The sequence below is a fragment of the Streptosporangium sp. NBC_01639 genome, assembly GCF_045209755.1.
In the GTDB taxonomy this organism is placed as follows: Bacteria; Actinomycetota; Actinomycetes; order Streptosporangiales; family Streptosporangiaceae; genus Streptosporangium.
The window spans coordinates 4,843,819-4,866,116 of record NZ_CP109272.1 but is presented as its reverse complement, the minus strand read 5'-3'; the positions used below and the strand labels follow the sequence as shown (position 1 = coordinate 4,866,116).

Sequence of the window (22,298 nt, the reverse complement as noted above, 5' to 3'; positions counted from 1 at the left end):
GTTACCGTGATTTTTCCGTAATCGACAGAAAGACTTTTGGACCTAGTGTCGTTTTCTTGACATCTTTACCGATAGTCAGGTACGGCCCCAAGACGGACCGTACCTGAATCGGGGTCAAGAAGCCTCCACCGGCTGGCCCTTGATGGACTTGATCAGAAGCTGGGCGACGTCCACGACCTCCAGCGTCTCCTTTGCCTCGCCGGAGTTCTTCTTCTCGTTGATCGAGTCGCCCAGCATGACCAGACAGAACGGGCAGGCGGTGGAGATGGTGTCCGGATCGGTGGTCAGCGCCTCGTCCACCCGCTCGGTGTTGATGCGCTTGCCGAGCCGCTCCTCCATCCACATCCGCGCGCCTCCGGCGCCGCAGCAGAAACCGCGTTCCTTGTGGCGGTGCATCTCCTGGGTCTGCACGCCCGGGACCTTGGCCATGATGTCGCGGGGCTGGGAGTAGACCTTGTTGTGGCGGCCGAGGAAGCACGGGTCGTGGTAGGTGATCTTCTCCTCGATCGGCGTGACCGGGACCAGCTTGCCCTCGTCCACCAGCTTGGCCAGCAGCTGGGTGTGGTGGACGACCTCATAGGTGCCACCGAGCTGCGGATACTCGTTGGCGAGGGTGTTGAAGCAGTGCGGGCAGGTCGCGACGATCTTCTTGACCCCGGCCTCGTTCAGCGTCTCGACGTTCTGCTTGGCCAGCATGTCGAAGAGGTACTCCATGCCCAGCCGGCGGGCCGGGTCGCCGGTGCAGGCCTCCATCGGGCCGAGCACCGCGAACTTCACCCCCGCGACGTGCAGCAGCTCCGCGACCGCCTTGGTGGTCTTCTTGGCCCGGTCTTCCAGGGCTCCGGCACAGCCGACCCAGAACAGGTATTCGGTGTCCTCGGGCATCTTCTCGTCGATGAGCCGGACCTCGATGGGATCGACGTCGCGGCTCGCGAGCTCCTCGATCCAGTCGGCCCGCTTCATCTCGGACATCCCCCACGGGTTGCCCTTGTTCTCCAGGTTCTTGACCATGACGCCGGCCTCGGACGGGAAGTTCGACTCCACCATCGCCTGGTAGCGGCGCATGTCGAGGATGTGGTCGATGTGCTCGATGTCCACCGGGCACTGCTCGACGCAGGCACCGCAGTTGGTGCAGGACCACAGCACGTCCGGGTGGATGACGCCGTCCTCGCCGACCAGCGGCTTGTCCAGCAGGGCGAGCACGTCCTCGTGCAGGTCGGCACGCTGCTCCTGGGTGGCCGTCAGGTACGGCGCGACCTTGAAGGCGTGGTCGCGCTGCTCCAGGATCAGCATCTTCGGCGACAGCGGCTTGTCGGTGTTCCAGGCCGGACACTGGTCCTGGCACCGGCCGCACTCGGTGCAGGTGTAGAAGTCGAGGAAGCCCTTCCAGGTGGTGTCCTCGATCTTGCCCCTGCCGAGCCGGTCGCCGTCGAGGTCCTCGTCCTCGAAGTCGACGAGCTTGCCGTCGATCCGCATCGGCTGGGCCGGGCCGTTCCCGTCCGGGCGGCGGGAGAACGCCACGTTCAGTGGGGCGGTGAAGATGTGCAGGTGCTTGGAGTTCACCACGATCACCAGGAACACCAGCATGACGCCGATGTGCAGGAGCAGCCCGACGTGCTCGATCACCTCGTTGGCCGAGGCGCCCAGCGGCCGCAGCACGGCCGCGACGGCATCGGAGGCGAAGGCTCCCGACGCGTAGGGAAGGTTGCCGGTGTTGGACGCCGCGCCGCGGAAGAGGAACATCGTCCAGATCACGTTGAAGATCATAAAGAGGACGAGCCAGGCGCCGCCGAGGTGCGAGCCGGAGAAGCGGGATCTGCGTCCGAGCTTCTTGGGCGAGTTCTTGACCCGGATGACCGCGAACGCGATCAGGCCGACCAGGGCCGCGACCGCGATGAAGTCCTGCAGGAAGCCCAGCACGGCCCAGGTCCCGACGATCGGGATGTGGAAATCGGGGGTGCCGGTGACCGCGCCCTGGATCAGCGAGCCGTACGCCTCCAGGTAGACGGTCGCCAGGATGAAGAACGCCCACATGACGAAAAAGTGCGCGGTGCCCGAGGCCGTCCACTTGAGCAGCTTCTTCTGACCGAAAACCTCGACGAGCTGGGCCTTGAGCTCGTCTCCCACGTTGTTCTTGGCGTATTCGATCCGCTCGGGCGCGGGTGGCCCCACGGTGGCGAGCTTGTAGAGGAACAGCACACGGCGCGCGGCAAGCGCGACCGCGACAGCTGTCATGACCAGCCCGATGATCGCTACCCAGAGCACGGGTCCTCCCACAGACGGCGTTGGCTGCCAGCGTACGACCGCCGGTCATCCACAGTGACGGCGGGTCACCATGGATACTACCGACCGGTAACTTGCTACCGGACCGCAGGCCGTGGTGACCGTGGTCACCATATGGTCAATTCGGTATACAGAACAATGCTCTGCATATGTCAGCACATAGGTTGACGTTACCCGGAATCGTCGAGATAGCGCTGGATCGTGGGCGCGAGCAGCTCCACCAGCTCCTCGACGTCCACCGAGGCGAGCGGCTCCAGCTTGACGACGTATCTCATCAGGACCACCCCGAAGAGCTGCGCGAAGGCCGCCTCCGTCCGGATCGGCGGGATCTGGAGCGCCTCCGCCACCCGGTTCAGGATCGCGTGCGTGACGAATTCACGGATCATCGCGGCCATCCGGTCGTTGGTCATCGCGGTACGGGCCAGCGCCAGCACCGGCTGGCGGGCCTCCGCGGCCGAGGTCATCGTCAGGACGAACCGGGTCAGCCGCTCGCCGACCTCCTCGCGCGGTCCAGAAACGATCATCGGGATGAGGGACTCGGGCTCGACCGGCAGCTCCATGGCCGCGACGAACATCCCCTCCTTGCTGGCGAAGTAGTGGTGGACCAGCGCCGGATCCACCCCCGCCTGCCGGGCGATGCCCCGGACGGTCGCCTTGTCGAATCCCTTCTCCGCGAAGGTCTCCCGGGCGGCCGCGAGGATCTGCCCGCGCGTGTCGGCCGAACCCGGCCTGCGCCCGGGACGCCTCCTGCCGTCCGGCTCACCCGCAGGCGGCCCGTCCGCCGGCTGCCCGCTCACCGGTCGTCCTGCCGCGTCGCGCACGGGTCGTGCGTCACCGGTCGCCCGCTCACACGTTGGAGGAGGTGGCCAGGTGCAGGCGCGCGAACGCCAGCGCCTCGGTGAGGTCGGCGATCCGTTCCGTACGGCTCGCCGCCTTGCGCGTGTTGATCTCCAGCACGACCAGACCGTCGTAACCGCTGCCCGCCAGGCGCTCCAGGATCGGCGCGCACGGCTGCCCGCCCCGTCCGGGGACCAGATGCTCGTCCTTGTTCGCCACCCCGACGCCGTCGGCCAGGTGCAGGTGGGCGAGCCGGTCACCGAGCTTGGTGAACATCTCCATCGCGTCCACCCCGGACACGGCCGTGTGCGACAGGTCCAGTGTCACCTGCGGGAAGGCGTAGTCGACCGGGTTCCAGTCCGGCGCGTAGGGCACGACCTCGTTGCCCCGGGCCTTCAGCGGGAACATGTTCTCCACCGCGAAGACCACGTCGGTCTCCTCCCGCATCCTGGCCAGACCGGTCTCGAAGTCGCGCGCGTAGTCGCGCTGCCAGCGGAACGGCGGGTGCACCACGACCGTCCTGGCGCCGACCCGCTCGGCGGCCCGCTGCGCCCGCTGGAGCTTGGCCCACGGGTCCTTGCCCCACACCCGCTGGGTCACCAGCAGGCAGGGGGCGTGGATGGCCAGGATCGGCAGCTCGTAGTGGTCCGACAGCCGCTCCAGCACGTCGATGTCCTGGCTCACCGGATCGGCGCCCACCATGATCTCGACACCGTCGTATCCCAGACGCGCGGCCAGCTCGAAGGCGTCAGGGGTGCGCTCCGGGTAGACGGACGCTGTGGACAGCGCGATCTTCGCCCTGGATCCTCGGACAACGCTCATACGGCTTCCTCGCCTCCGGCTGGAGTTCCCGTGAGCGAACTCCGCCGCGCCACAGGCCTGCACGACCGGGTTCCCTCACCCTGCCAGCCTAAGCGCGGGCGCGGATGAGTGAGCCCGCCCGCGCTGACGCGTCGGAGATCACACGGCTACGGTGAAGGCATGCCGCGGTTCACCAAGGGCGCCATCCCCAGCCCGAACATCTGGAACACGCCTCACATCTACGAACTGGAGAACCGGGCGGTGGATCCCGAGGGCCGGGCCGAGGCCGCGATGTCCGCCATCCGGTCGTGGACCGGCGCGACGGTCCTCGACATCGGCTGCGGCAGCGGTTACCACCTGCCGTCCCTGTCGGCCACCGCCGCCCGTGTGATCGGCGTGGAACCGCATGAGGACCTGGTCACACTGGCCCGGCGCCGGTGCGGTCCGCTGCCCAACGTCGAGATCCATCCGGCCACCGCCCAGGCCCTCCCGCTGCCCGACGCCTCGGTGGACGTGGCCATCGCCCGCTGGGCCTACTTCTTCGGCCCCGGTTGCGAGCCGGGCCTGGCCGAGCTGTCCCGGGTGATGCGGCGGGGCGGTGCGGCCTTCGTGATCGACCTCGACGCCACCCGCGGCGCCTTCGGCCGCTGGTTCGGCCGGTCCGTCCCCGCCGCCTACTCCGTCCAGTCCGTCGAGAGGTTCTGGAGCGGCCAGGGCTGGCAGACCCAGCGCCTCGACCTGCGCATGGTCTTCGAACGCCGCGCCGACCTGGAGGCGGTGCTCCGCATCGAGTTCACCCCCGCGGTGGCCGACCAGGCCGTCGCCGAGACCCCCGGCCTGGAGCTCGCCTACCCCAACGTCCTGCGTTGGAGACGTTTCTGACGGCGCCCGGCACCCGGGATGAAATGCCCTGCGAAACCGCTTGACCTTGACGTTGACGTCAACGCTTAGCGTGAACCCCAGGGAGGAACGGATGCGGATCGGGGAGCTCGCGAGACGGGCCGGAGTCAGCACCCGCGCGCTGCGCTACTACGAGCAGCAGGGACTGATCACGGCACGGCGGACGGCCAACGGCTACCGGGAGTACGGCGAGGCGGACCTCAGGCTCGTCACCGAGATCAGGTCGCTGCTCGGTGTCGGGTTCACGCTGGAGGACGCCAGGCCGTTCGTGGCGTGCCTGCGGGCCGGCCATGCCTCGGGAGGCTCCTGCCCGGAGTCGGTGGAGGTCTACCAGCGCAAGCTGACCGAGATCGACGACGAGATCCGCACGCTGCTCGCCCGGCGGGCCGAGGTGGCGGAACAGCTGACCGCGGCCTGTCCCGGATGCGTATTCAGAGAGCAGGGAAAATCATGATCACTTTGACCGCCGACAACTTCGCCGAGCAGGTGCTCCAGAACGACAAGCCCGTCCTGGTCGACTTCTGGGCCGAGTGGTGCCCGCCCTGCCGGATGATCGCGCCGGTCCTGGAGCAGATCGAGGCCGAGTACGGGGACCGCGTCACGATCGCCAAGCTCAACTACGACGAACACCAGGAGATCGCGGCCCGTTACGGCGTCATGGGCCTGCCGACCCTCAACCTCTACAAGGGCGGCGAGGTGGTCCGGCAGATCGTCGGCGCCAAGCCCAAGCGCCTGCTCCTCGCCGACCTCGAAGACCACATCTGACCGCATCTGACCACCGGCCCGACCGCGTCCCGCCGACGATTTTCACCCGGTACGGCGCGCCGTACCGGGTGAAAGTTGTCGGCGGGGACCTGTAACGTGCGGCCATGGCTAAGAAGGTCGGCTATCGCTGTGGTGAGTGCGGTTGGCAGACCGCCAAATGGGTGGGGCGCTGCGGCGAGTGCCAGGCCTGGGGCACCGTCGAGGAGGAGACCGCCCGCGGGGGCGTCAATGTGGCCACCGCCGGGGCCGTGTCGGCTCCGGCCGTCCCGATCGGCCAGGTCAAGGCGGAGGTGGCGCACGCGCGCGGCACCGGGGTGCCCGAGCTCGACCGGGTGCTCGGCGGCGGCCTCGTGCCCGGCGCCGTCGTGCTGCTGGCCGGGGAGCCCGGCATCGGCAAGTCCACACTCCTGCTGGAGGCGGCGGCGAAGATCGCGCGGCAGCAGACCGTGCTCTACATCACGGGCGAGGAGTCGGCTGCCCAGGTGCGGGTCAGGGCCGACCGGATCGGCGCGATCCAGGAGCAGCTCTACCTCGCGGCCGAGACCGACCTGAGCGCGCTGGTGGCCCACGTGGAGAAGGTCCAGCCGGACCTGCTCATCGTCGACTCGGTGCAGACGATCGGCTCGGCCCAGGCGACCGGGGTGCCCGGCGGGGTCACCCAGGTCAGGGAGGTCGCCGGCAACCTGGTCCGGCTCGCCAAGGAGCGCGGCATGTCCACCGTGCTGGTCGGCCATGTCACCAAGGAGGGCTCGATCGCCGGTCCCCGGACGCTTGAGCACCTGGTCGACGTCGTGCTCCACTTCGAGGGCGACCGGCACTCCCGGCTCCGGATGGTCCGCGCGATCAAAAACCGGTACGGCCCCGTCGACGAGGTCGGCTGCTTCGACCTGCACGAGGGCGGCATCGAGGGCATCGCCGACGCCAGCGGGCTGTTCGTCTCCCACCGTGCCGAGCCCGTGCCCGGCACGTGCGTCACGGTCACCCTGGAGGGCACCCGGCCGCTACCCGCCGAGGTGCAGGCCCTGGTCGCGCGGACCGAGGCCCAGCAGCCGCGCCGATCCTCCTCGGGACTCGACACCTACCGGGTGACGATGGTGCTGGCGGTGCTGGAGCGACGGCTCAACGCCAAGCTCGGGGGCTGCGACGTGTTCACCGCGACCGTGGGGGGCATCAAGCTCAGCGATCCGGCGGTGGACCTGTCGGTGATGCTCGCGGTGGCCAGCGCGGCCGGTGACAAGGCGCTGCCGGCCGGCCTGGTCGTGCTGGGCGAGGTGGGCCTGGCCGGAGAGCTGCGCCCGGTGCGCGACGTGCGACGCCGCCTGTCGGAGGCCGCACGGCTGGGCTTCACCCGCGCCCTGGTCCCGGCCGGCTCCCTCGACACCGGCAGCAGACGCGGCGGCGAACGCTCCCTGGTCCCGGTCGGCGGCCGGAACACCACCCACATACCGGGGTTCGACATCGTCGAGGCGGAGAACGTCTGGGACGCGCTCACCCACGTCACCTGAGGACGATCATCTGCCGATTCCGGACCTGGGAGGACCTTCGCCGGTAGGCTGATGGTGATACGCGGACCACGGGGGTCATGTGCCAGCAACCAACAGAGGGCTCGACGAACACCGCAGAGCCGTTCTGGCGGCGGTCGCGCCGGGCACTGCGCTACGCGACGGCCTGGAGCGCATTCTTCGCGGTCAGACCGGTGGTCTGATCGTGCTCGGTTACGACGACACGGTCGCGGAGATCTGCAGCGGCGGTTTCGAGCTGGACGTCGAATTCTCCGCCACTCGGCTGCGCGAGCTCGCCAAGATGGACGGCGCCATCGTGCTGAACGCGAGCGACCTGCGGATCGTCCGCGCGGCCGTGCACCTGATGCCCGACCCGTCGATCGTCACCGACGAGTCCGGCACCCGGCACCGCACCGCCCAGCGGGTGGCCCTGCAGACGTCCCTGCCCGTCATCTCGCTCAGCAAGTCCATGCGGATCATCGCCCTCTACCTGGACGGCTTCCGCTACGTGCTGGAGGAGTCGGCGGCGATCCTGTCCCGGGCCAACCAGGCCCTGGCCACCCTTGAGCGCTACAAGCTCCGCCTCGACGAGGTGTCCGGCACGCTGTCGGCGCTGGAGATCGAGGACCTGGTGACGGTCCGCGACATAGCGGTGGTCGCCCAGCGGCTGGAGATGGTCCGGCGCATCTCCGAGGAGATCACCGGTTACGTGGTCGAGCTCGGCACCGACGGGCGTCTGCTGTCCCTGCAGTTCGACGAGCTGGTGGCCGGGACCGAGACCGACCGTGAGCTGATCGTGCGTGACTACCTGCCCGTGGCGAGCCGCCGTCCGCGCAAGTTCGCCGACGCGCTGCACGATCTCGACCGGCTGTCCTCCAGCGACCTGCTCGACCTCTCGGTGGTCGCGCAGATCCTCGGCCACTCGGGCAACGACGCCCTGGACAGCCCGGTGAGCCCCCGGGGCTACCGCCTGCTGGCCAAGGTTCCCCGCCTGCCGGGCGCGGTGGTCGACCGCCTGGTCGACCAGTTCGGCAGCCTGCAGAAGCTGCTGGCCGCCAGCATCGGCGACCTCCAGGAAGTGGGCGGGGTCGGCGAGGCCAGGGCCCGCCACATCCGCGAGGGCCTCTCCCGGCTGGCCGAGTCCTCCATCCTGGAGCGCTACGTCTAGGCCCTCCGCCCGGACCGCCGCCACCGAAGCAGCGAGGAGACCGGGTCAGGGCCTTCGAAGGAACCCTTGATCGGTGGAAGGTCCGCGCTGGGCCGTACGGCCGCCGCCCGGGGTGGGCCTGATCGGTGCTGACACGCCTCTGGTTCCCGGGGAGGCCGGGTGGGCTCTGCCGACCGGGTAGCGGCCGTGGACGTGCTCAGCGGAGGTGGAAGACGGCCCTGCGGCTCTTCAGCCCGGGGCTGCGGACCACGGCGACGTAGGTGCCGGCCTCGGCGCCGTCACGCTTGGCCGTGCAGTCTCCGCCGGACCGGCGACGGTCCCACTCGACCTCCCGGACGTAGGGGATGCCACGGTCAAGCCTGCGGATGTCGTCGGTGACGCCGCTGACGCAGTCGGCCGAGGACCAGACGCGGTCACTGCCGGAGGTGATGCGGACCTCCATCGCCCGGGGTCCGACATCGGCCGTGCACATCACCTTGCCGATGTTCACCAGCGTGAGAAGGAACCGGGGCCGGCTGCCCGGCGCGTAGACGTCTCCCTGCCCCTGCATGTTCAGCACCAGGTCGGGTGCGTCGCAGGCGTCGCCGGGCCGTTTGGCCCTGGCAGCCGCCTTGGCCGCCCGACGGGGCGGCGACGGGCTCGGCGAGGGAGTGACCGTCACCGTGGGCAGCACGGTCACCAGGGGATCCGGCGTGAGCGACCCACCGAGCTGCGCCTGCGGCTTCGGCGTCTCATCCGGGCCGCCCGACGAGCAGGCCCAGGCGACGACGGCGACCACGACGAGCACACCGACGAGCGCGGCCATCCGACGCCGCCAGTAGACGTCCACCCCTATATCACTACGGAACGTGTGCGGGTCCATACGCACAGTATGAAGATTTCTCATGAGCCCTGAGGAACGACCCGCCGCTGCCGGTTCCGTTTCAGCAGGGGAGGGTGGGGAAAGCGGAGCGTGTTCGGCACTATCGTCGAAGGGTGCCCGAGCCGAACCTTCTCCTGGGACCCGTTCTCGACTGGTATGCCGAGAGCGCCCGCGATCTCCCCTGGCGCACCCCCGACGCCTCCCCCTGGTCGATCCTGGTCAGCGAGATCATGCTGCAGCAGACACCGGTGGTCCGGGTGCTGCCCGTCTGGACGGAGTGGATGGAGCGCTGGCCGACGCCCGCCTCACTCGCCAAGGAGCCTCCCGGTGAGGCCGTGCGCCACTGGGGCCGCCTCGGCTACCCACGCCGGGCCCTCAACCTGCATGCCTGCGCCCGGGCGATAACCGACCACCACGACGGCGAGGTCCCCACCGACCACGACATCCTGCTGACGCTCCCCGGCATCGGCGAGTACACCGCGGCCGCGGTGGCGAGCTTCGCCTTCAAAGGCCGCCACGCCGTGCTCGACACCAACGTCCGCCGGGTCATCGCACGGGCCGTGCGCGGCGAGGAGTATCCCCCGAAGGCCACCACGTCCGCAGAGCGCAGGCTCGCCGAGTCGCTGCTGCCCGACGCCGTCGACGCCCCCGTCTGGGCCGTCGGCGTCATGGAGTTGGGGGCTCTGGTGTGTACGGCTCGCGCCCCCCGCTGCGCCGACTGCCCGATCAGCGGCCTGTGCGCCTGGCGGCTGGCGGGCAAGCCGCCCTACGACGGCCCCGCCCGCAAGGGCCAGACCTATGCGGGCACCGACCGCCAGTGCCGGGGCCGCCTCCTCGCCGTCCTACGCCAAGCCCACGGCCCGGTCCCCAAGGATGCTCTTGACATGGTCTGGGACAACGCCCCGCAGCGGGAGCGCGCCCTCGACGGCCTGGTGGCCGACGGCCTGGCCGAGGTCCTCGACGACGGCACCTACCGCCTCCCCGGGTGAACGGCTCAGCGGAGACGGGCCCGGAGACCGGCCGGGACGGCGCGGGAACCGTGCGGGATCATCGCGTCCCCCGACTACCCGAACGGTGACCGGCCGGGCGGCCCGGCTCTGCGGAGTGGCTCAGGCGGCCAGGCGCAGGCCGAGTGCGGTGAGGTTGGTGCGGGCCCAGTCAAGCTCGCCGGCGAGCACGTCGACCAGGGCGCCGGGGCCCTTGGCCCGCAGCGGCGCGGCCAGGTCGTGGGCCTCGACCTCGATGTGCGCGGTGCCGTTCACCGCGCCGGAGATCATGGCACTGAGCGTGTCCCGCAGGACCGAGCGGGTGCTCGGCAGTTCCTGGCGCTGCTCCTGGCTCACGTGGTTGTGGACGTGACCGAGCTTCACCACAGGGGCGCCGGCGGCCGCCAGGCCGCGCAGCGCGGCACCGGGCTCCTCCTCGCCACCGGCGAGGTGACAGGCGTCCAGGCAGACCCCGAGGTGGTCGGAGTCGATGTTGCACACCCGCTCCAGCGCCTGCTCGGTGGTCTCCAGCACACAGCCCGGCCACGGCTCGAAGCCGACCCTGATCGTCTTGCCGGTGACGCTGTAGAGGCCGCGCAGCTCGCGGGAGAGCCGCTCCAGGCGGCGTGAGGCGATCGCGTGCAGGTCTGCGGGCCAGTCGCGGCGCCAGCCGATGGGAATAGTGGAGATACTCCCGAAGCGGACATCCTCCGGCAGCAGGAAGGCCAGAATCCTGGCCAGTGCCATCGTGTAGCGGTAGCGCTCAGGCTTGGCCCAGTCAGGGCCGGGAGCATCCTGGTTGCGGCCGCCGGTGCCGTTGAGGCCGACGACCTCCAGGCCGCGCTCCTCAAGGGAACGGCGCAGCCGCACCAGCTCGATCCGATCGGCGGTGAGGTGGTCGGCGACGCTCGGGGAGAGCCACAGGCCCACCCCCATCCGCTCCACGCCGAGACGCTTGCGCACCGGTACGGCGTACCGGGTCAGGTGCGCGATCAGGTTCTCCAGGTCCTCGGCGGGATGCACGCCCGCGTTGTAGGACAGGTGAACGAGCGTCCCGCCCTCGTGTCGCAAACGCATCGGATGCCTCCCAAAGTGCTCCGTGTAAGTGAGGCCGGGTGCCCCACGCCGACGGTTGTGGCGTCAGGGTCAACGGCCTTCCCTGCCGGAACTCGGCCCGGCCCGGTGAGCATCCCGTACGGGCACCGATCTCCGCGTCACTCCCGGAGTTGATTCCTCGGTACGTCGCTGGGTTGATCTCGGGGCCGATCTCACCGCGGTACGCGCGATCTGTGGATCATTGGGTGAAACTAGGCCGGATTCACTCTACAGAGTGTAGTACTACCCATGGTGGCGGTGTACCTGATTGGGTAACAAATGAGCAGACCCCGCCGTGAACATCGTCACGACGGGGTCTGTTTTGCCGGTGAAATCAGTTCTGGATCGGCTCCGCGATGGCGGCGGCCGAGTCCGGGACCTGGTCGGGGCCGGCCTCGCCGACGAAGACGAACTTCGCGTCGTCGCCCTCACCCTCGATGCTGATCTTGACGATCTGACCGGGGCGGAGCTCGCCGTACAGGATCTTCTCCGACAGGGAGTCCTCCAGCTCACGCTGGATCGTGCGGCGGAGCGGGCGGGCGCCCATCACCGGGTCGTAACCGCGGTCGGCCAGCAGCTGCTTGGCGTCCTGCGTGATCTCCAGACCCATGTCGCGGTCCTTCAGACGCTCACCGACCTGCGCGAGCATCAGATCCACGATCTTGATGATCTCCTTCGGCGTGAGCTGGTGGAAGACCACGATGTCGTCGACACGGTTGAGGAACTCGGGCCGGAAGTGCTGCTTGAGCTCCTCCTGGACCTTGGACTTCATCCGGTCGTAGTTCGACTCGGTGTCGTTGGACTTCGCGAACCCGACGCCCTGTCCCTTGGAGATGTCCCGGGTGCCGAGGTTGGTCGTCATGATGATGACGGTGTTCTTGAAGTCCACCACCCGGCCCTGGGCGTCGGTCAGCCGACCGTCCTCCAGGATCTGCAGCAGCGAGTTGAAGATGTCCGGGTGAGCCTTCTCGATCTCGTCGAAGAGGACCACGGAGAACGGCTTGCGCCGCACCTTCTCGGTGAGCTGGCCACCCTCCTCGTATCCGACGTAGCCGGGAGGAGAGCCGAAGAGCCGGGAGACGGTGTGCTTCTCCATGAACTCGGACATGTCCAGCATGATCAGCGCGTCCTCGTCCCCGAACAGGAACTCGGCCAGCGCCTTGGACAGCTCGGTCTTACCGACACCGGACGGACCGGCGAAGATGAACGAACCACCCGGACGGCGCGGGTCCTTCAGACCGGCGCGCGTACGGCGGATCGAGCGGGACAGACCCTTGATGGCGTCGTCCTGACCGATGATCCGCTTGTGCAGCTCGTCCTCCATGCGGAGCAGTCGCTGGGACTCCTCCTCGGTGAGCTTGAAGACCGGGATGCCGGTGGCCGTGGCGAGCACCTCGGCGATGAGCTCCTCGGTGACCTCGGCGACGACGTCCATGTCGCCGGCCTTCCACTCCTTCTCCCGGCGTTCCCGCTTGAGCTGGAGCTGCTTCTCCTGGTCCCGCAGTGCGGCGGCCTTCTCGAAGTCCTGCGCGTCGATCGCGGACTCCTTGTCGCGCCGCACATTGGCGATCTTCTCGTCGTACTCGCGGAGGTCCGGCGGCGCGGTCATGCGGCGGATGCGCATACGTGAGCCGGCCTCGTCGATGAGGTCGATCGCCTTGTCCGGCAGGAACCGGTCGCTGATGTAGCGGTCGGCGAGCTGGGCCGCGGCCACCAGGGCGCCGTCGGTGATGGAGACCCGGTGGTGCGCCTCGTAACGGTCGCGCAGTCCCTTGAGAATCTCGATCGTGTGGCTGAGGCTGGGCTCGGCCACCTGGATCGGCTGGAAGCGGCGCTCAAGCGCGGCGTCCTTCTCCAGGTGCTTGCGGTATTCGTCGAGGGTGGTGGCACCGATGGTCTGCAGCTCACCACGGGCCAGCATCGGCTTGAGGATGCTGGCGGCGTCGATCGCGCCCTCGGCGGCACCCGCGCCGACGAGCGTGTGGAGCTCGTCGATGAACAGGATGATGTCGCCGCGGGTGCGGATCTCCTTGAGAACCTTCTTCAGGCGCTCCTCGAAATCACCGCGGTAACGGGAACCCGCCACCAGTGCACCCAGGTCCAGGGTGTAGAGCTGCTTGTCCTTGAGCGTCTCCGGGACCTCGCCCTTGACGATCTTCTGGGCCAGCCCCTCGACGACGGCGGTCTTGCCGACGCCCGGCTCGCCCACCAGGACCGGGTTGTTCTTGGTCCTCCGGGAGAGGACCTGCATGACCCGCTCGATCTCTTTCTCACGACCGATGACCGGGTCGAGCTTGCCCTCGCGGGCGGCCTGGGTCAGGTTGCGGCCGAACTGGTCCAGCACAAGCGAGGTCGACGGCGCGGCCTCCTGCGGCCCGCCCGCGGCGGCCGGCTCCTTGCCCTGGTAACCGTGGAGCAGCTGGATGACCTGCTGCCGTACCCGGTTGAGATCGGCGCCCAGCTTCACCAGCACCTGGGCGGCGACGCCCTCGCCCTCACGGATGAGGCCGAGCAGGATGTGCTCGGTGCCGATGTAGTTGTGACCCAGTTGCAAGGCCTCGCGGAGCGACAGCTCAAGGACCTTCTTCGCGCGCGGGGTGAACGGGATGTGCCCCGACGGCGCAGACTGTCCCTGGCCGATGATCTCCTCGACCTGCTGACGCACACCTTCAAGACTGATGCCGAGGCTCTCCAGAGCCTTGGCGGCAACGCCTTCACCTTCGTGGATGAGACCAAGAAGGATGTGCTCCGTACCGATGTAGTTGTGGTTGAGCATCCGGGCCTCTTCTTGAGCCAGGACGACAACCCGCCGTGCGCGGTCGGTGAACCTCTCGAACATCTCGTCGCTCCTCACAGAGCGGTAAGGCAGGTCCGGGATATCCGGGCCCTGTCATCCCGCATGGTAGCCCCGACCCGGCGACCGCTCTATGCAGAAGACGTTCCCCGAGAGCAGGGCGTTCACCCTCCATCCAACTACCTACGGGGGGTGGGATGTTCCCGATACGCCGCAAGCGAACGACGTTTATCGGCCACTCAAACGCGTCATGCGGTCATGGCCGCCACCGGACCCCACCGTGGCCGCCATAACCGCATGATTCAACGATCTAGTGAGCCGCTTCGTACTGCTCGACGATCTTGGAGGCGATTCGACCGCGCTCGCTGACATTAAGGCCGTGCGACTTCGCCCATGCCCGGATGTCAGCACTCTTCTCCCGCGTCAGTGCCCGGGTGCCACCTGCACGGCGGCGCCGAGGGGCCAGCGCGCCGGAACGGCGGGCGCTCTGCACGAAAGGCGACAGGGAGTCGCGGAGCTTCTTCGCGTTTACGTCACTCAGGTCAATCTCATAGCTGGTGCCGTCAATCGCGAAGGCGACAGTCTCATTGGCCTCGCCCCCATCGAGGTCGTCGATGAGAATCTCCTGGATCTGCTTGGCCATCTACGCAATCCTTTCGCGGAGTATTGTTTCATTCGCTAGCTAAACATATACCCGCAATCGGAGAGCGGCAATTCCGGGAGCCCGGCGATTCTCGTCGGTCACCGAGGCCACGAGTTGATCAACTGTTCTCCGACTCAGCCCGGTCATGCTGTTTTGCCGGGCGGCGACCGGCGGCTTCACTGCGCAGAAGCTTGACAACTCCGTAGATGAAGGCGCTGCCGACGACCACTGGAGGTATCAACGCGGACAATACGTTGCTCATTCGTCCTCGCTCCGCACCGGGGATGACTTTCTGGGAACCATGGATTTTTTGACGACGGCATCCCGGACCGCGCCGGGGCTCGCTGGATCACGACGGATCCACCCACACACGACCATAGCGTCACCGACGAGCCGTGGGCGTCACTGGGGCGGCCATGCCGGTCGTTCACTACCTTAATGCTTCTCTCCAGCCGTCTTACCGGTTGCGCCGGGTAAAGCCGGGCGGAAAAAACCGACAGGTCGATCACACGATGATCAACTTTGTCGGAAAACCAATGCCGGTCCGGGTCCCCGGCTCCGAGACCGCCTGCCACCCGCCACGGAATCCCTGGTGAAAGGGGGTGTCGGCCGAGGCGGAGGGGACCGCCGCGGAGCGGGGGTGCGCCATCACACTCTTCACCAAGGAATGTGCGCCGTGATGAGATGGCCTGGTTGGCGGGTCGTCGCTTCATCGGGCAGGTGGCCGGCCGTGCAGCGCCGTCGTCGACAAGAAGGCGGGGCTTCATCGCTTTCTTACCAAGAGTACGTCCGTCTCCGGCATACGGGGCATAGTCGTAGGCCGTATAACCACCAAACGCGCTCAGGTACGTCAACAACCCCGGCAACACCACAGGCTCCGCCCGGCGCGGTAGAAGGTCGTGCCGTGTCGGCCGGAAGGCGTCGGAGAAGGAGCGGAAGAGAATCCGGCGGAGGCGTCACGGCACCGGCGGTACAGGCGCTTCCACCATCATTTGACCGATGGCTCGGGGAACTTCCGACCGCGGCAAGTGACCGCCCATTGGCCACCCATAGGAGACCGCGGTCGACGCCATGACCGACCGGGCGGTGATTGTCGGCGCCGGAACGCGACGAGACGACCATAACCTTCCCCCCGGCGGCACGTATGGGTTTTGCACTTCCAACGCGCCGTGGCGGCGTGCCGTTACGGCGCCCGTTTTCCCACTCATACGTGAAATCGGGGCCGGCGGTTCAACCCGCCGACCCCGATTTTCGGAGAACTACTTGGTCTTGACCACGACCGTCTTGGCCACCTTGTCGTGCAGAGCCTGCTGCAGGGGCTTGTCCCACAGCGGCCACAGCACGTCCACCAGCACGAAAATTCCGAGCAGGGAGGTCAGCAGCGTGACGATGATTCCCAGCAGATTGCTGAACGCGTAGACGAGGTAGAAGCCGAACAGCACGAGGGCCCGCTTGGCGGCGCTCCCCATGTCGAGCCCGCCGGTGAGCTGGCCGCCCACCCGGACGACCCTGATGCCCATGATCTGCTTGCCCAGGCTGGTGCCGTTACGCGCCAGCATGAGGATCTCGTAGGCGATGAGGGCCAGCGCGACGATGAGCCCGGACACGAGTCCGTACATGGCGGGACTGCCGTCCACGGTGAAGGTCTCACTGTTGAACGACGGCGCGAACGGCATCGCGGCCAGATAACCCACGATGTTGGCCGGGACGGCCACGATCAGCGAGTCGAGGAGACGGGCCACCAGGCGCTGCCACCACTCCGCGAGGGGCGCCGGGACGCCGGGGGGTGTCACCCCCTGGGGGGCGTAGCCCTGGCCGTAGGCGGGCTGCTGACCGTACGGCTGCTGCTGCCCGTAACCCGGCTGCTGGCCGTAGCCCTGCTGAGGGGGTTGCTGGCCGTAGCCCGGCTGGCCGTAGGGGCCCGTCCCCGGCTGCTGGCCGTAACCCGGTTGCTGGCCGTAGGAGGGCTGCTGGCCGTAGCCCTGCTGCTGGCCGTAGTCCGGCTGAGCGGACTGCTGGCCGTACGGCTGCTGCTGGCCGTAGCCCGGCTGGGCGGGCTGCTGGCCGTAAGGGGACTGCTCCTGCGACTGCTGGCCGTAGCCCGGCTGACCGTAGGGGGACTGCTCCTGCGACTGCTGCTGGCCGTAGCCCGGCTGACCGTAGGGACCCGTCCCCTGCTGCTGGCCGTAGCCCGGCTGGGCGGGCTGCTGACCGTAGGGGGACTGCTCCTGGGCCGACTGGCCGTAGGCGGGCTGCTGGCCGTAGCCCGGCTGACCGTAGGGACCCGTCCCCTGCTGCTGGCCGTAGCCCGGCTGGGCGGCCTGCTGGCCGTACGGCTGCTGCTGGCCGTAGCCCGGCTGGCCGTAGGGGGACTGCTCCTGGGCCGGCTGGCCGTAGGCGGGCTGCTGCCCATAACCCGGCTGGGCCTGGCCCGGGCCGGTGTGCGGCTGTGACGCCTCCGCTCGATATCCCACGATCGTTACATCGGGGTCCTGTCCGTCATGGTCTCGGCCTGCCTGATGCTGTCCGTACTCCGGTTGTCCCGACGGGGTGCGATCGCGGTCGGGATCATCCTGGTACGGCGGCTGTCCGGTGCTCACCGCGTCACCTCACTTCGACTGCGCATGTGCCGTATGTATGTGAGACGCACATGCTTGCTGCAGCACAAGGTATCGACATAGTTATCAACAGTCATCTTTCCGATCAGCGACCATCAAGACGGCGTCAGTGGTGTTCCTGGGTCAGATGAAGCAGCATCCGGGTGTTTCCCAGAGTGTTCGGCTTGACGTGCTCCAGGTCGAGGAATTCCGCGACCCCTTCGTCATATGAGGCGAGCAGTTCGGCGTAGACCTCCGGCGAGACCGGCGTGCCCTGGATCTCCCGGAATCCGTGCCGGGCGAAGAATCCGACCTCGAAAGTGAGGCAGAAGACCCTGCGCAGCCCGAGTTCGCCGGCGGTGCGGAGGAGTTCCGAGACGATGAGGTTGCCGATACCCAGCCCTCGGCAGCCGGGGTCGACGGCGACGGTGCGGATCTCCGCGAGATCCTCCCAGAGCACGTGGAGCGCCCCGCAGCCCACCACGGTGCCCGCCTGCTCGGCGACCCAGAACTCCTGGACGTCCTCGTACAGGGTGACCGTGGCCTTCTCCAGAAGACGACGGCCGGCTCCGCCGTAGGTGTCGACCAGCCGCCGGATGACGTGGACGTCCCGGGTGCGGGCACGCCGCACCCGGACCGCGGCCGGGTCCGGCCCGGCCTCTCCGCGGTCCCGTCCGGGGTCCGCGGCTCCGCCTCCCGGCCCGGCGTTCCCGGTGTCGTGTACGGCCGGCGTCGGGGAATGCTCCGCAACCTGCTCCATGACCGATCAGCGTACGTCCTCGGTGCTTGTGAGTTACGGCTCACCCTTAACTCTCGCCCCGCAGATACCAGATGACCTGTGACATCTCAGCGGCCATGCCGTACCTGACGTGTCGGCGAGGGGTCGGAACTCGCCTTTCCCGTGGTTCTGGACCTGCGAAGACCTCTGCCATGAGCGCCCGAAGGACGGATGGAGCCCGTCTTAATGGGCAAGTTGATCATGAAGATGTGTGATCTCGCCGTGACGTGCCAGTTGTGAAACCTCTACCGACTTTGTAGTTCTGGTTGAGCATGAACCTCCAATTGCACTAATGTCCGTGCTCGATGTCAGCGATGGTAAAAAAAGCTGACCCGCCGAATCCCCGGAACCGGGGAACCGGGGACCCACCCTCGTCCCTGGGGTGAATCCGAGGTGCCACCGGCACCCCGGTAGGGCTGCCTCCGGCCCGAACCCGTCAGCTAACCCGGTAGGCGGCCGAGAGAGGAGCCTGTTGGTGAAGCGCACGCGCAACCTTGAGGGAAGGCGCGAGGGCGGACACGCCCGCCGGGAACACGTCTCACGTGGACTCACCCACCGAATGGTGGTCATCGGGCTGGCATTCGCCTCCCTGACCCTCGGTACCCCTCTGGTCGCGGCCACCGCCGACCCGAAGCCCAATCTTGGAGAGCTCTCCAAGCAGGTCGAGAAGCTGCACACCGAGATCGAGACGCTGAGCGAGCAGTACAACGGCGAGCGGGTCAAGCTCAAGCAGGCCCAGCGGGCCTCGGAGGCGGCCAAGAAGACCCTCGCGGGCAGCGAGTCCGAGCTCGCGGCCCGGCGCACCAGGGCCAGCCTCCTGGCGCAGAGCTCCTACATGACGGGGGGACTGGGCTCGGCCCTCGCCTTCACCCAGTCGAGCGACCCCGACGCCTTCCTCGACCAGGCCACCACGTACTACGCCCTCCAGCAGCAACAGAGCGAGGAGGTCGCCCAGGTCGCTCAGGCGATCAAGACCGCCGAACGGGCGCAGGCCAGTGCCAAGGCGCGGACCAGCGAGGTGAAGAAGCTCCTCGCGGAGATCGGCACCAAGCGCACCAAGATCGAACGCCTGGTCACCAGGGTCGAGAGCAACCTGTTCAGCGAGGTGCGCAGCCGGGCCAAGACCACCATAGGCAGCAGGGTGCGGATCAGCGTGCCGATCGTCGGCGACGGCAAGGCCGCCGAGGCCGCCCGCTGGGCACTCACCCAGCAGCTCAAGCCCTATGTCTGGGGGGCCGAGGGCCCGAACTCCTTCGACTGCTCCGGTCTGGTCATGTGGGCCTACCAGAAGGTCGGCATCAGCCTGCCGCACTACACCGGGGACCAGTGGACCGCGGGCACCCACGTGTCCAGAAACGAACTGCGCCCCGGCGACCTGGTCTTCTTCTACGGTGACCTGCACCATGTCGGGATCTACGTCGGCGCGGGCATGATGATCCACGCCCCCCAGACCGGTGACGTCATCCACATCGCCTCGATCGACAACCGCCCCTTCGCCGGCGGCGTGCGGGTCGCGGACTGAGACAGCCGGCTGCGGGCCGGACCTGGATCGGCTCTCGGGCCGAGACAGACCGCTGCGAGCCGGACCTAGATCAGCCGACGACGGGCGGCCCAGGCCACGGCTTCGATCGCCGTGGCCACGCCGATGCGATCACAGATCCCCCGGAGCCTGCGCCGGACGGTCCGGCCACTGATGTCGAGGCGACGCCCCACCCGGTCCACGGTGACGCCCTTGGCAAGCTCCGCCAGGAGCACGAGATCCTCGGCACTGAGACCGATCTCGCCCATGCCCAGGAGGCTGTCGCCACGACGGGAATCCACTTCCGGGTATGCCATCTAAAGCCGCTCCCCCGCACTGGAAATCAGGCGTGAGTATGTTGGAATCAATAACGCCCCTCAGGAACGGTAAACGCCTTGTTCAAAGGTCGTCAAGTTCCCTTCTCCATAGAGGTGGCGGACGCCATTGACATAGCGATCGCTACGTGAAGTACTCATGATATGTCGGTGCCTTTGCGGTTAAGTCGGAGCGAAGCCAAGACACGCACCCGTGGGCGGCTGCTGGCCGCCGCCGCCGAGGTCTTCACAGAACAAGGTTTCACCGGCGCCTCCGTCGATGAGATCGCCTCCAGGGCAGGTCACACGGTCGGCGCGCTCTACTCTCATTTCGCCGGAAAGGACGAACTCTTCCTCGCGCTCTTTGACGACTACGCGGCCCACCCCCTTGATGACGCCGGGGAAATCGCCTCCCGGCAGGAGGGGGACGAGGCAACTTTTGCGGCATTTGGGGCGTATCTGGCTGGAGTGGCCGACCATCACACGGCGCGGAGCACCCTGGAAATGGAGTTTCTGCGCTACGCGCTGACCCGGCCGGAATTGCTCGACCGGCTGGCCGCCCGCTGGAGGGTGCCCCGGGCGACCGTCGCCCGGCTGGTGGCCCCGTACTGCGGGGGACACGATCCGGTCACCGTGGCGACCGCGATCATCGGGCTTTTCGAGGGGCTGGTCACCCAGCGCCGCATCGATCGCGCCGCGGTGCCGTCCGCGCTGTTCGCCGAGTCGCTGCGCTGGTTGATGGCCGGGCTCGCCCGCACTCCCGCACGACCGGCCGGCACACCCTGAATGCGGGCGCCCGGTGCCGGCCGCCGCTGCCCGGTACACCGCACGTCGTACGGACGCACCCGAGGCCGCAGAACTCCTGGACGGCGGCACTGCGGCCGTCCCGGCGCCGCCGAGCCGTACGGAGCCCGGAGCGTGCCGGTGGTCCGGGGACCACCGGCACGGGAACGGTCATGTCCGGTGCGGCTCAGCCCGCCGGCTTGACGAGGGGGAACAGAATGGTCTCGCGGATGTTCTTGCCGGTGAAGGCCATCACGAGGCGGTCCACGCCGAGCCCCATACCACCGGTGGGCGGCATCGCGTATTCCAGGGCGGTGAGGAAGTCCTCGTCAAGCTGCATGGCCTCGGGGTCGCCGCCGGCGGCGAGCATGGACTGCTCGGTGAGGCGGCGGCGCTGCTCGACCGGGTCGACCAGCTCCGAGTAGGCGGTGCCGAGCTCGGTGCCGAACCCGATCAGGTCCCACTTCTCGGTGAGGAGCGGGTTGTCCCGGTGCTGGCGGGTCAGCGGGGAGGTCTCCAGCGGATAGTCCATGACGAACGTGGGCTGGATGAGGGTGTGCTCGACGAGCTCCTCGAAGATCTCCTGAACGAGCTTGCCCTGGCCCCACTTGGGATCCCAGTGGATGTCGTGCGCGTCCGCGTACTTGCGGACCTGCTCCAGCGGCGTCTCGGTGGTGATCTCCTGCCCCAGGGCCTCCGACACCGACCCGTAGAGGGTGATCCTCGGCCACTCGGGCAGGCCCAGGTCGATCTCCTGGCCCTCGTGGGTCACCACGGAGTGGCCGAGGGCGGCCACCACCGCGCTCTGGATCATCCGCTGGGTCAGGTCGGCCATGTCGTTGTAGTCGAGATAGGTGCCGTAGGCCTCGAGCATGGTGAACTCGGGGTTGTGGGTGGCGTCCGCGCCCTCGTTGCGGAAGTTGCGGTTGATCTCGAAGACCTTCTCGATGCCGCCCACCACGAGCCGCTTGAGGTAGAGCTCGATCGCGATGCGGAGGTAGAGCTCCATGCTGTAGGCGTTGATGTGGGTCTTGAACGGCCGGGCCGTCGCGCCGCCGTGGATCGGCTGGAGCATCGGCGTCTCGACCTCGAGATAGCCTTCCCCGTGCCAGAAGTCGCGCATCGCCCGCACCACGGCGCTACGGGTGTGGGCCGCCTTCCGCGCCTCGTCGTTGACGATGAGGTCCAGGTAGCGCTGGCGGACCCGCGCCTCGGGGTCGGTGAGCCCGGCGTGCTTCTCCGGCAGCGGGCGCAGGCACTTCGAAGTGATCGCCCAGCGGTCGGCGAGGATGGACAGCTCACCCCGGCGGGAGGTGATGACCTCGCCCTCGATGCCGACGTGGTCACCGAGGTCGACGTCGCGCTTCCATGCGGCCAGGGAGTCTTCTCCCACCCGGTCCAGCGAGATCATGACCTGGAGGTCGGCGGAGCCGTCGCGGAGGGTGGCGAAGCAGAGCTTGCCTCCGGTCCGGGAGAGCATGACCCGACCAGCAACGCCCACTTTGTCGCCGGTCGCGGTGTCTACGGGGAGATCGGCATATTTTTCACGGATCTCGACGTTGGTCGCGGTGCGCGGGAAGTTCACCGGATAGGGGTCGACGCCTTCGGAGCGGAGGCGGTCGAGCTTCTCCCGGCGCACGCGCATCTGCTCGGGCAGATCCTCGGCTGGGT

General features: G+C 68.1%; 19 protein-coding genes and 1 riboswitch. Of the genes, 8 read left to right on the top strand and 11 right to left on the bottom strand.

Features of this window, described 5'->3' with window-relative positions:
• Positions 1–114 precede the first annotated feature (114 nt).
• The 3 genes from OHA77_RS22245 to OHA77_RS22235 all read right to left on the bottom strand — a co-directional run bounded on the left by OHA77_RS22245 (position 115) and on the right by OHA77_RS22235 (position 3,942).
• Entirely contained in the window at positions 115–2,265 is a 2,151-nt protein-coding gene (locus tag OHA77_RS22245) for a (Fe-S)-binding protein (protein ID WP_406311466.1), read from the bottom strand.
• Positions 2,266–2,453: 188 nt separating this feature from the next.
• A complete protein-coding gene (locus OHA77_RS22240; protein WP_406311465.1) occupies positions 2,454–3,080 on the bottom strand; it encodes a TetR family transcriptional regulator in 627 nt (208 codons plus the stop codon).
• Between the two features lie 49 nt (positions 3,081–3,129).
• Complete coding sequence (locus OHA77_RS22235) at positions 3,130–3,942, bottom strand: sugar phosphate isomerase/epimerase (protein WP_326826357.1); 813 nt, start codon at positions 3,940–3,942, stop codon at positions 3,130–3,132.
• Positions 3,943–4,101: 159 nt separating this feature from the next.
• On the opposite strand from OHA77_RS22235, the gene OHA77_RS22230 reads away from it, so the two are divergent.
• The 5 genes from OHA77_RS22230 (at position 4,102) to disA (ending at position 8,256) form a co-directional block, all read left to right on the top strand.
• Entirely contained in the window at positions 4,102–4,803 is a 702-nt protein-coding gene (locus OHA77_RS22230) for a class I SAM-dependent methyltransferase (protein ID WP_406311463.1), read from the top strand.
• 91 nt (positions 4,804–4,894) lie between these two features.
• Positions 4,895–5,275, top strand: a complete 381-nt coding sequence (locus OHA77_RS22225) for a MerR family transcriptional regulator (protein WP_326826359.1) — start codon at positions 4,895–4,897, stop codon at positions 5,273–5,275.
• On the top strand, positions 5,272–5,586 hold the full coding sequence (gene trxA, locus OHA77_RS22220; protein WP_326826360.1) for a thioredoxin: 315 nt from the start codon (positions 5,272–5,274) through the stop codon (positions 5,584–5,586). Before OHA77_RS22225 ends, trxA begins: the two co-directional genes overlap by 4 nt.
• A 104-nt stretch (positions 5,587–5,690) precedes the next feature.
• Positions 5,691–7,091 carry a DNA repair protein RadA gene (radA, locus tag OHA77_RS22215; RefSeq protein ID WP_326826361.1) on the top strand — a complete coding sequence of 467 codons (1,401 nt, stop codon included), beginning with the start codon at positions 5,691–5,693 and terminating at the stop codon, positions 7,089–7,091.
• A gap of 79 nt (positions 7,092–7,170) precedes the next feature.
• Positions 7,171–8,256 (top strand): DNA integrity scanning diadenylate cyclase DisA, encoded by a 1,086-nt coding sequence (gene disA / locus OHA77_RS22210; protein ID WP_326826362.1) that lies wholly within the window; start codon positions 7,171–7,173, stop codon positions 8,254–8,256.
• A 196-nt stretch (positions 8,257–8,452) separates the two neighbouring features.
• Here the strand turns inward: disA and OHA77_RS22205 are convergent, their stop codons facing one another.
• On the bottom strand, positions 8,453–9,118 hold the full coding sequence (locus OHA77_RS22205; RefSeq protein ID WP_326826363.1) for a hypothetical protein: 666 nt from the start codon (positions 9,116–9,118) through the stop codon (positions 8,453–8,455).
• Between the two features lie 113 nt (positions 9,119–9,231).
• On the opposite strand from OHA77_RS22205, the gene OHA77_RS22200 reads away from it, so the two are divergent.
• Entirely contained in the window at positions 9,232–10,107 is an 876-nt protein-coding gene (locus OHA77_RS22200) for an A/G-specific adenine glycosylase (RefSeq protein WP_406311462.1), read from the top strand.
• Between the two features lie 120 nt (positions 10,108–10,227).
• Here OHA77_RS22200 and OHA77_RS22195 read toward each other — a convergent pair whose 3' ends face one another.
• The 5 genes from OHA77_RS22195 to OHA77_RS22175 all read right to left on the bottom strand — a co-directional run bounded on the left by OHA77_RS22195 (position 10,228) and on the right by OHA77_RS22175 (position 17,993).
• Positions 10,228–11,181 carry a TIM barrel protein gene (locus tag OHA77_RS22195; RefSeq protein ID WP_326826365.1) on the bottom strand — a complete coding sequence of 318 codons (954 nt, stop codon included), beginning with the start codon at positions 11,179–11,181 and terminating at the stop codon, positions 10,228–10,230.
• A 352-nt stretch (positions 11,182–11,533) separates the two neighbouring features.
• Positions 11,534–14,038, bottom strand: coding sequence for an ATP-dependent Clp protease ATP-binding subunit (locus tag OHA77_RS22190; protein ID WP_326826366.1), 2,505 nt, complete (start codon positions 14,036–14,038; stop codon positions 11,534–11,536).
• 265 nt (positions 14,039–14,303) lie between these two features.
• Positions 14,304–14,636, bottom strand: coding sequence for an Lsr2 family protein (locus OHA77_RS22185; RefSeq protein WP_184724583.1), 333 nt, complete (start codon positions 14,634–14,636; stop codon positions 14,304–14,306).
• A gap of 1,259 nt (positions 14,637–15,895) precedes the next feature.
• Complete coding sequence (locus OHA77_RS22180; protein WP_406311461.1) at positions 15,896–17,236, bottom strand: RDD family protein; 1,341 nt, start codon at positions 17,234–17,236, stop codon at positions 15,896–15,898.
• A 124-nt stretch (positions 17,237–17,360) separates the two neighbouring features.
• A complete protein-coding gene (locus OHA77_RS22175; protein ID WP_406311460.1) occupies positions 17,361–17,993 on the bottom strand; it encodes an amino-acid N-acetyltransferase in 633 nt (210 codons plus the stop codon).
• Between the two features lie 341 nt (positions 17,994–18,334).
• Positions 18,335–18,481, top strand: a riboswitch (cyclic di-AMP (ydaO/yuaA leader).
• 5 nt (positions 18,482–18,486) lie between these two features.
• Between OHA77_RS22175 and OHA77_RS22170 the strand changes: the two genes are divergently transcribed.
• Positions 18,487–19,533 carry an NlpC/P60 family protein gene (locus OHA77_RS22170; protein ID WP_406311459.1) on the top strand — a complete coding sequence of 349 codons (1,047 nt, stop codon included), beginning with the start codon at positions 18,487–18,489 and terminating at the stop codon, positions 19,531–19,533.
• 65 nt (positions 19,534–19,598) lie between these two features.
• Here the strand turns inward: OHA77_RS22170 and OHA77_RS22165 are convergent, their stop codons facing one another.
• A complete protein-coding gene (locus OHA77_RS22165) occupies positions 19,599–19,847 on the bottom strand; it encodes a LuxR family transcriptional regulator (protein ID WP_406311458.1) in 249 nt (82 codons plus the stop codon).
• Positions 19,848–20,015: 168 nt separating this feature from the next.
• Here OHA77_RS22165 and OHA77_RS22160 point away from each other — a divergent pair, with 168 nt between their 5' ends.
• Positions 20,016–20,630: a helix-turn-helix domain-containing protein gene (locus OHA77_RS22160; protein WP_326826370.1), complete on the top strand. Its 615-nt coding sequence runs from the start codon at positions 20,016–20,018 to the stop codon at positions 20,628–20,630.
• Positions 20,631–20,814: 184 nt separating this feature from the next.
• Here OHA77_RS22160 and lysX read toward each other — a convergent pair whose 3' ends face one another.
• On the bottom strand, positions 20,815–22,272 hold the full coding sequence (lysX, locus tag OHA77_RS22155) for a bifunctional lysylphosphatidylglycerol synthetase/lysine--tRNA ligase LysX (RefSeq protein WP_406319856.1): 1,458 nt from the start codon (positions 22,270–22,272) through the stop codon (positions 20,815–20,817).
• Positions 22,273–22,298: the final 26 nt, after the last annotated feature.

Bases quoted from the DNA above. Each gene is read 5' to 3' on its own strand.
- OHA77_RS22235 (WP_326826357.1), bottom strand. From the start codon at position 3,942: ATGAGCGTTGTCCGAGGATCCAGGGCGAAGATCGCGCTGTCCACAGCG.
- OHA77_RS22230 (WP_406311463.1), top strand. From the start codon at position 4,102: ATGCCGCGGTTCACCAAGGGCGCCATCCCCAGCCCGAACATCTGGAAC.
- OHA77_RS22225 (WP_326826359.1), top strand. From the start codon at position 4,895: ATGCGGATCGGGGAGCTCGCGAGACGGGCCGGAGTCAGCACCCGCGCG.
- trxA (WP_326826360.1), top strand. From the start codon at position 5,272: ATGATCACTTTGACCGCCGACAACTTCGCCGAGCAGGTGCTCCAGAAC.
- radA (WP_326826361.1), top strand. From the start codon at position 5,691: ATGGCTAAGAAGGTCGGCTATCGCTGTGGTGAGTGCGGTTGGCAGACC.
- OHA77_RS22205 (WP_326826363.1), bottom strand. From the start codon at position 9,118: ATGGACCCGCACACGTTCCGTAGTGATATAGGGGTGGACGTCTACTGG.
- OHA77_RS22195 (WP_326826365.1), bottom strand. From the start codon at position 11,181: ATGCGTTTGCGACACGAGGGCGGGACGCTCGTTCACCTGTCCTACAAC.
- OHA77_RS22190 (WP_326826366.1), bottom strand. From the start codon at position 14,038: ATGTTCGAGAGGTTCACCGACCGCGCACGGCGGGTTGTCGTCCTGGCT.
- OHA77_RS22185 (WP_184724583.1), bottom strand. From the start codon at position 14,636: ATGGCCAAGCAGATCCAGGAGATTCTCATCGACGACCTCGATGGGGGC.
- OHA77_RS22175 (WP_406311460.1), bottom strand. From the start codon at position 17,993: ATGGAGCAGGTTGCGGAGCATTCCCCGACGCCGGCCGTACACGACACC.
- OHA77_RS22165 (WP_406311458.1), bottom strand. From the start codon at position 19,847: ATGGCATACCCGGAAGTGGATTCCCGTCGTGGCGACAGCCTCCTGGGC.
- lysX (WP_406319856.1), bottom strand. From the start codon at position 22,272: ATGCGCGTGCGCCGGGAGAAGCTCGACCGCCTCCGCTCCGAAGGCGTC.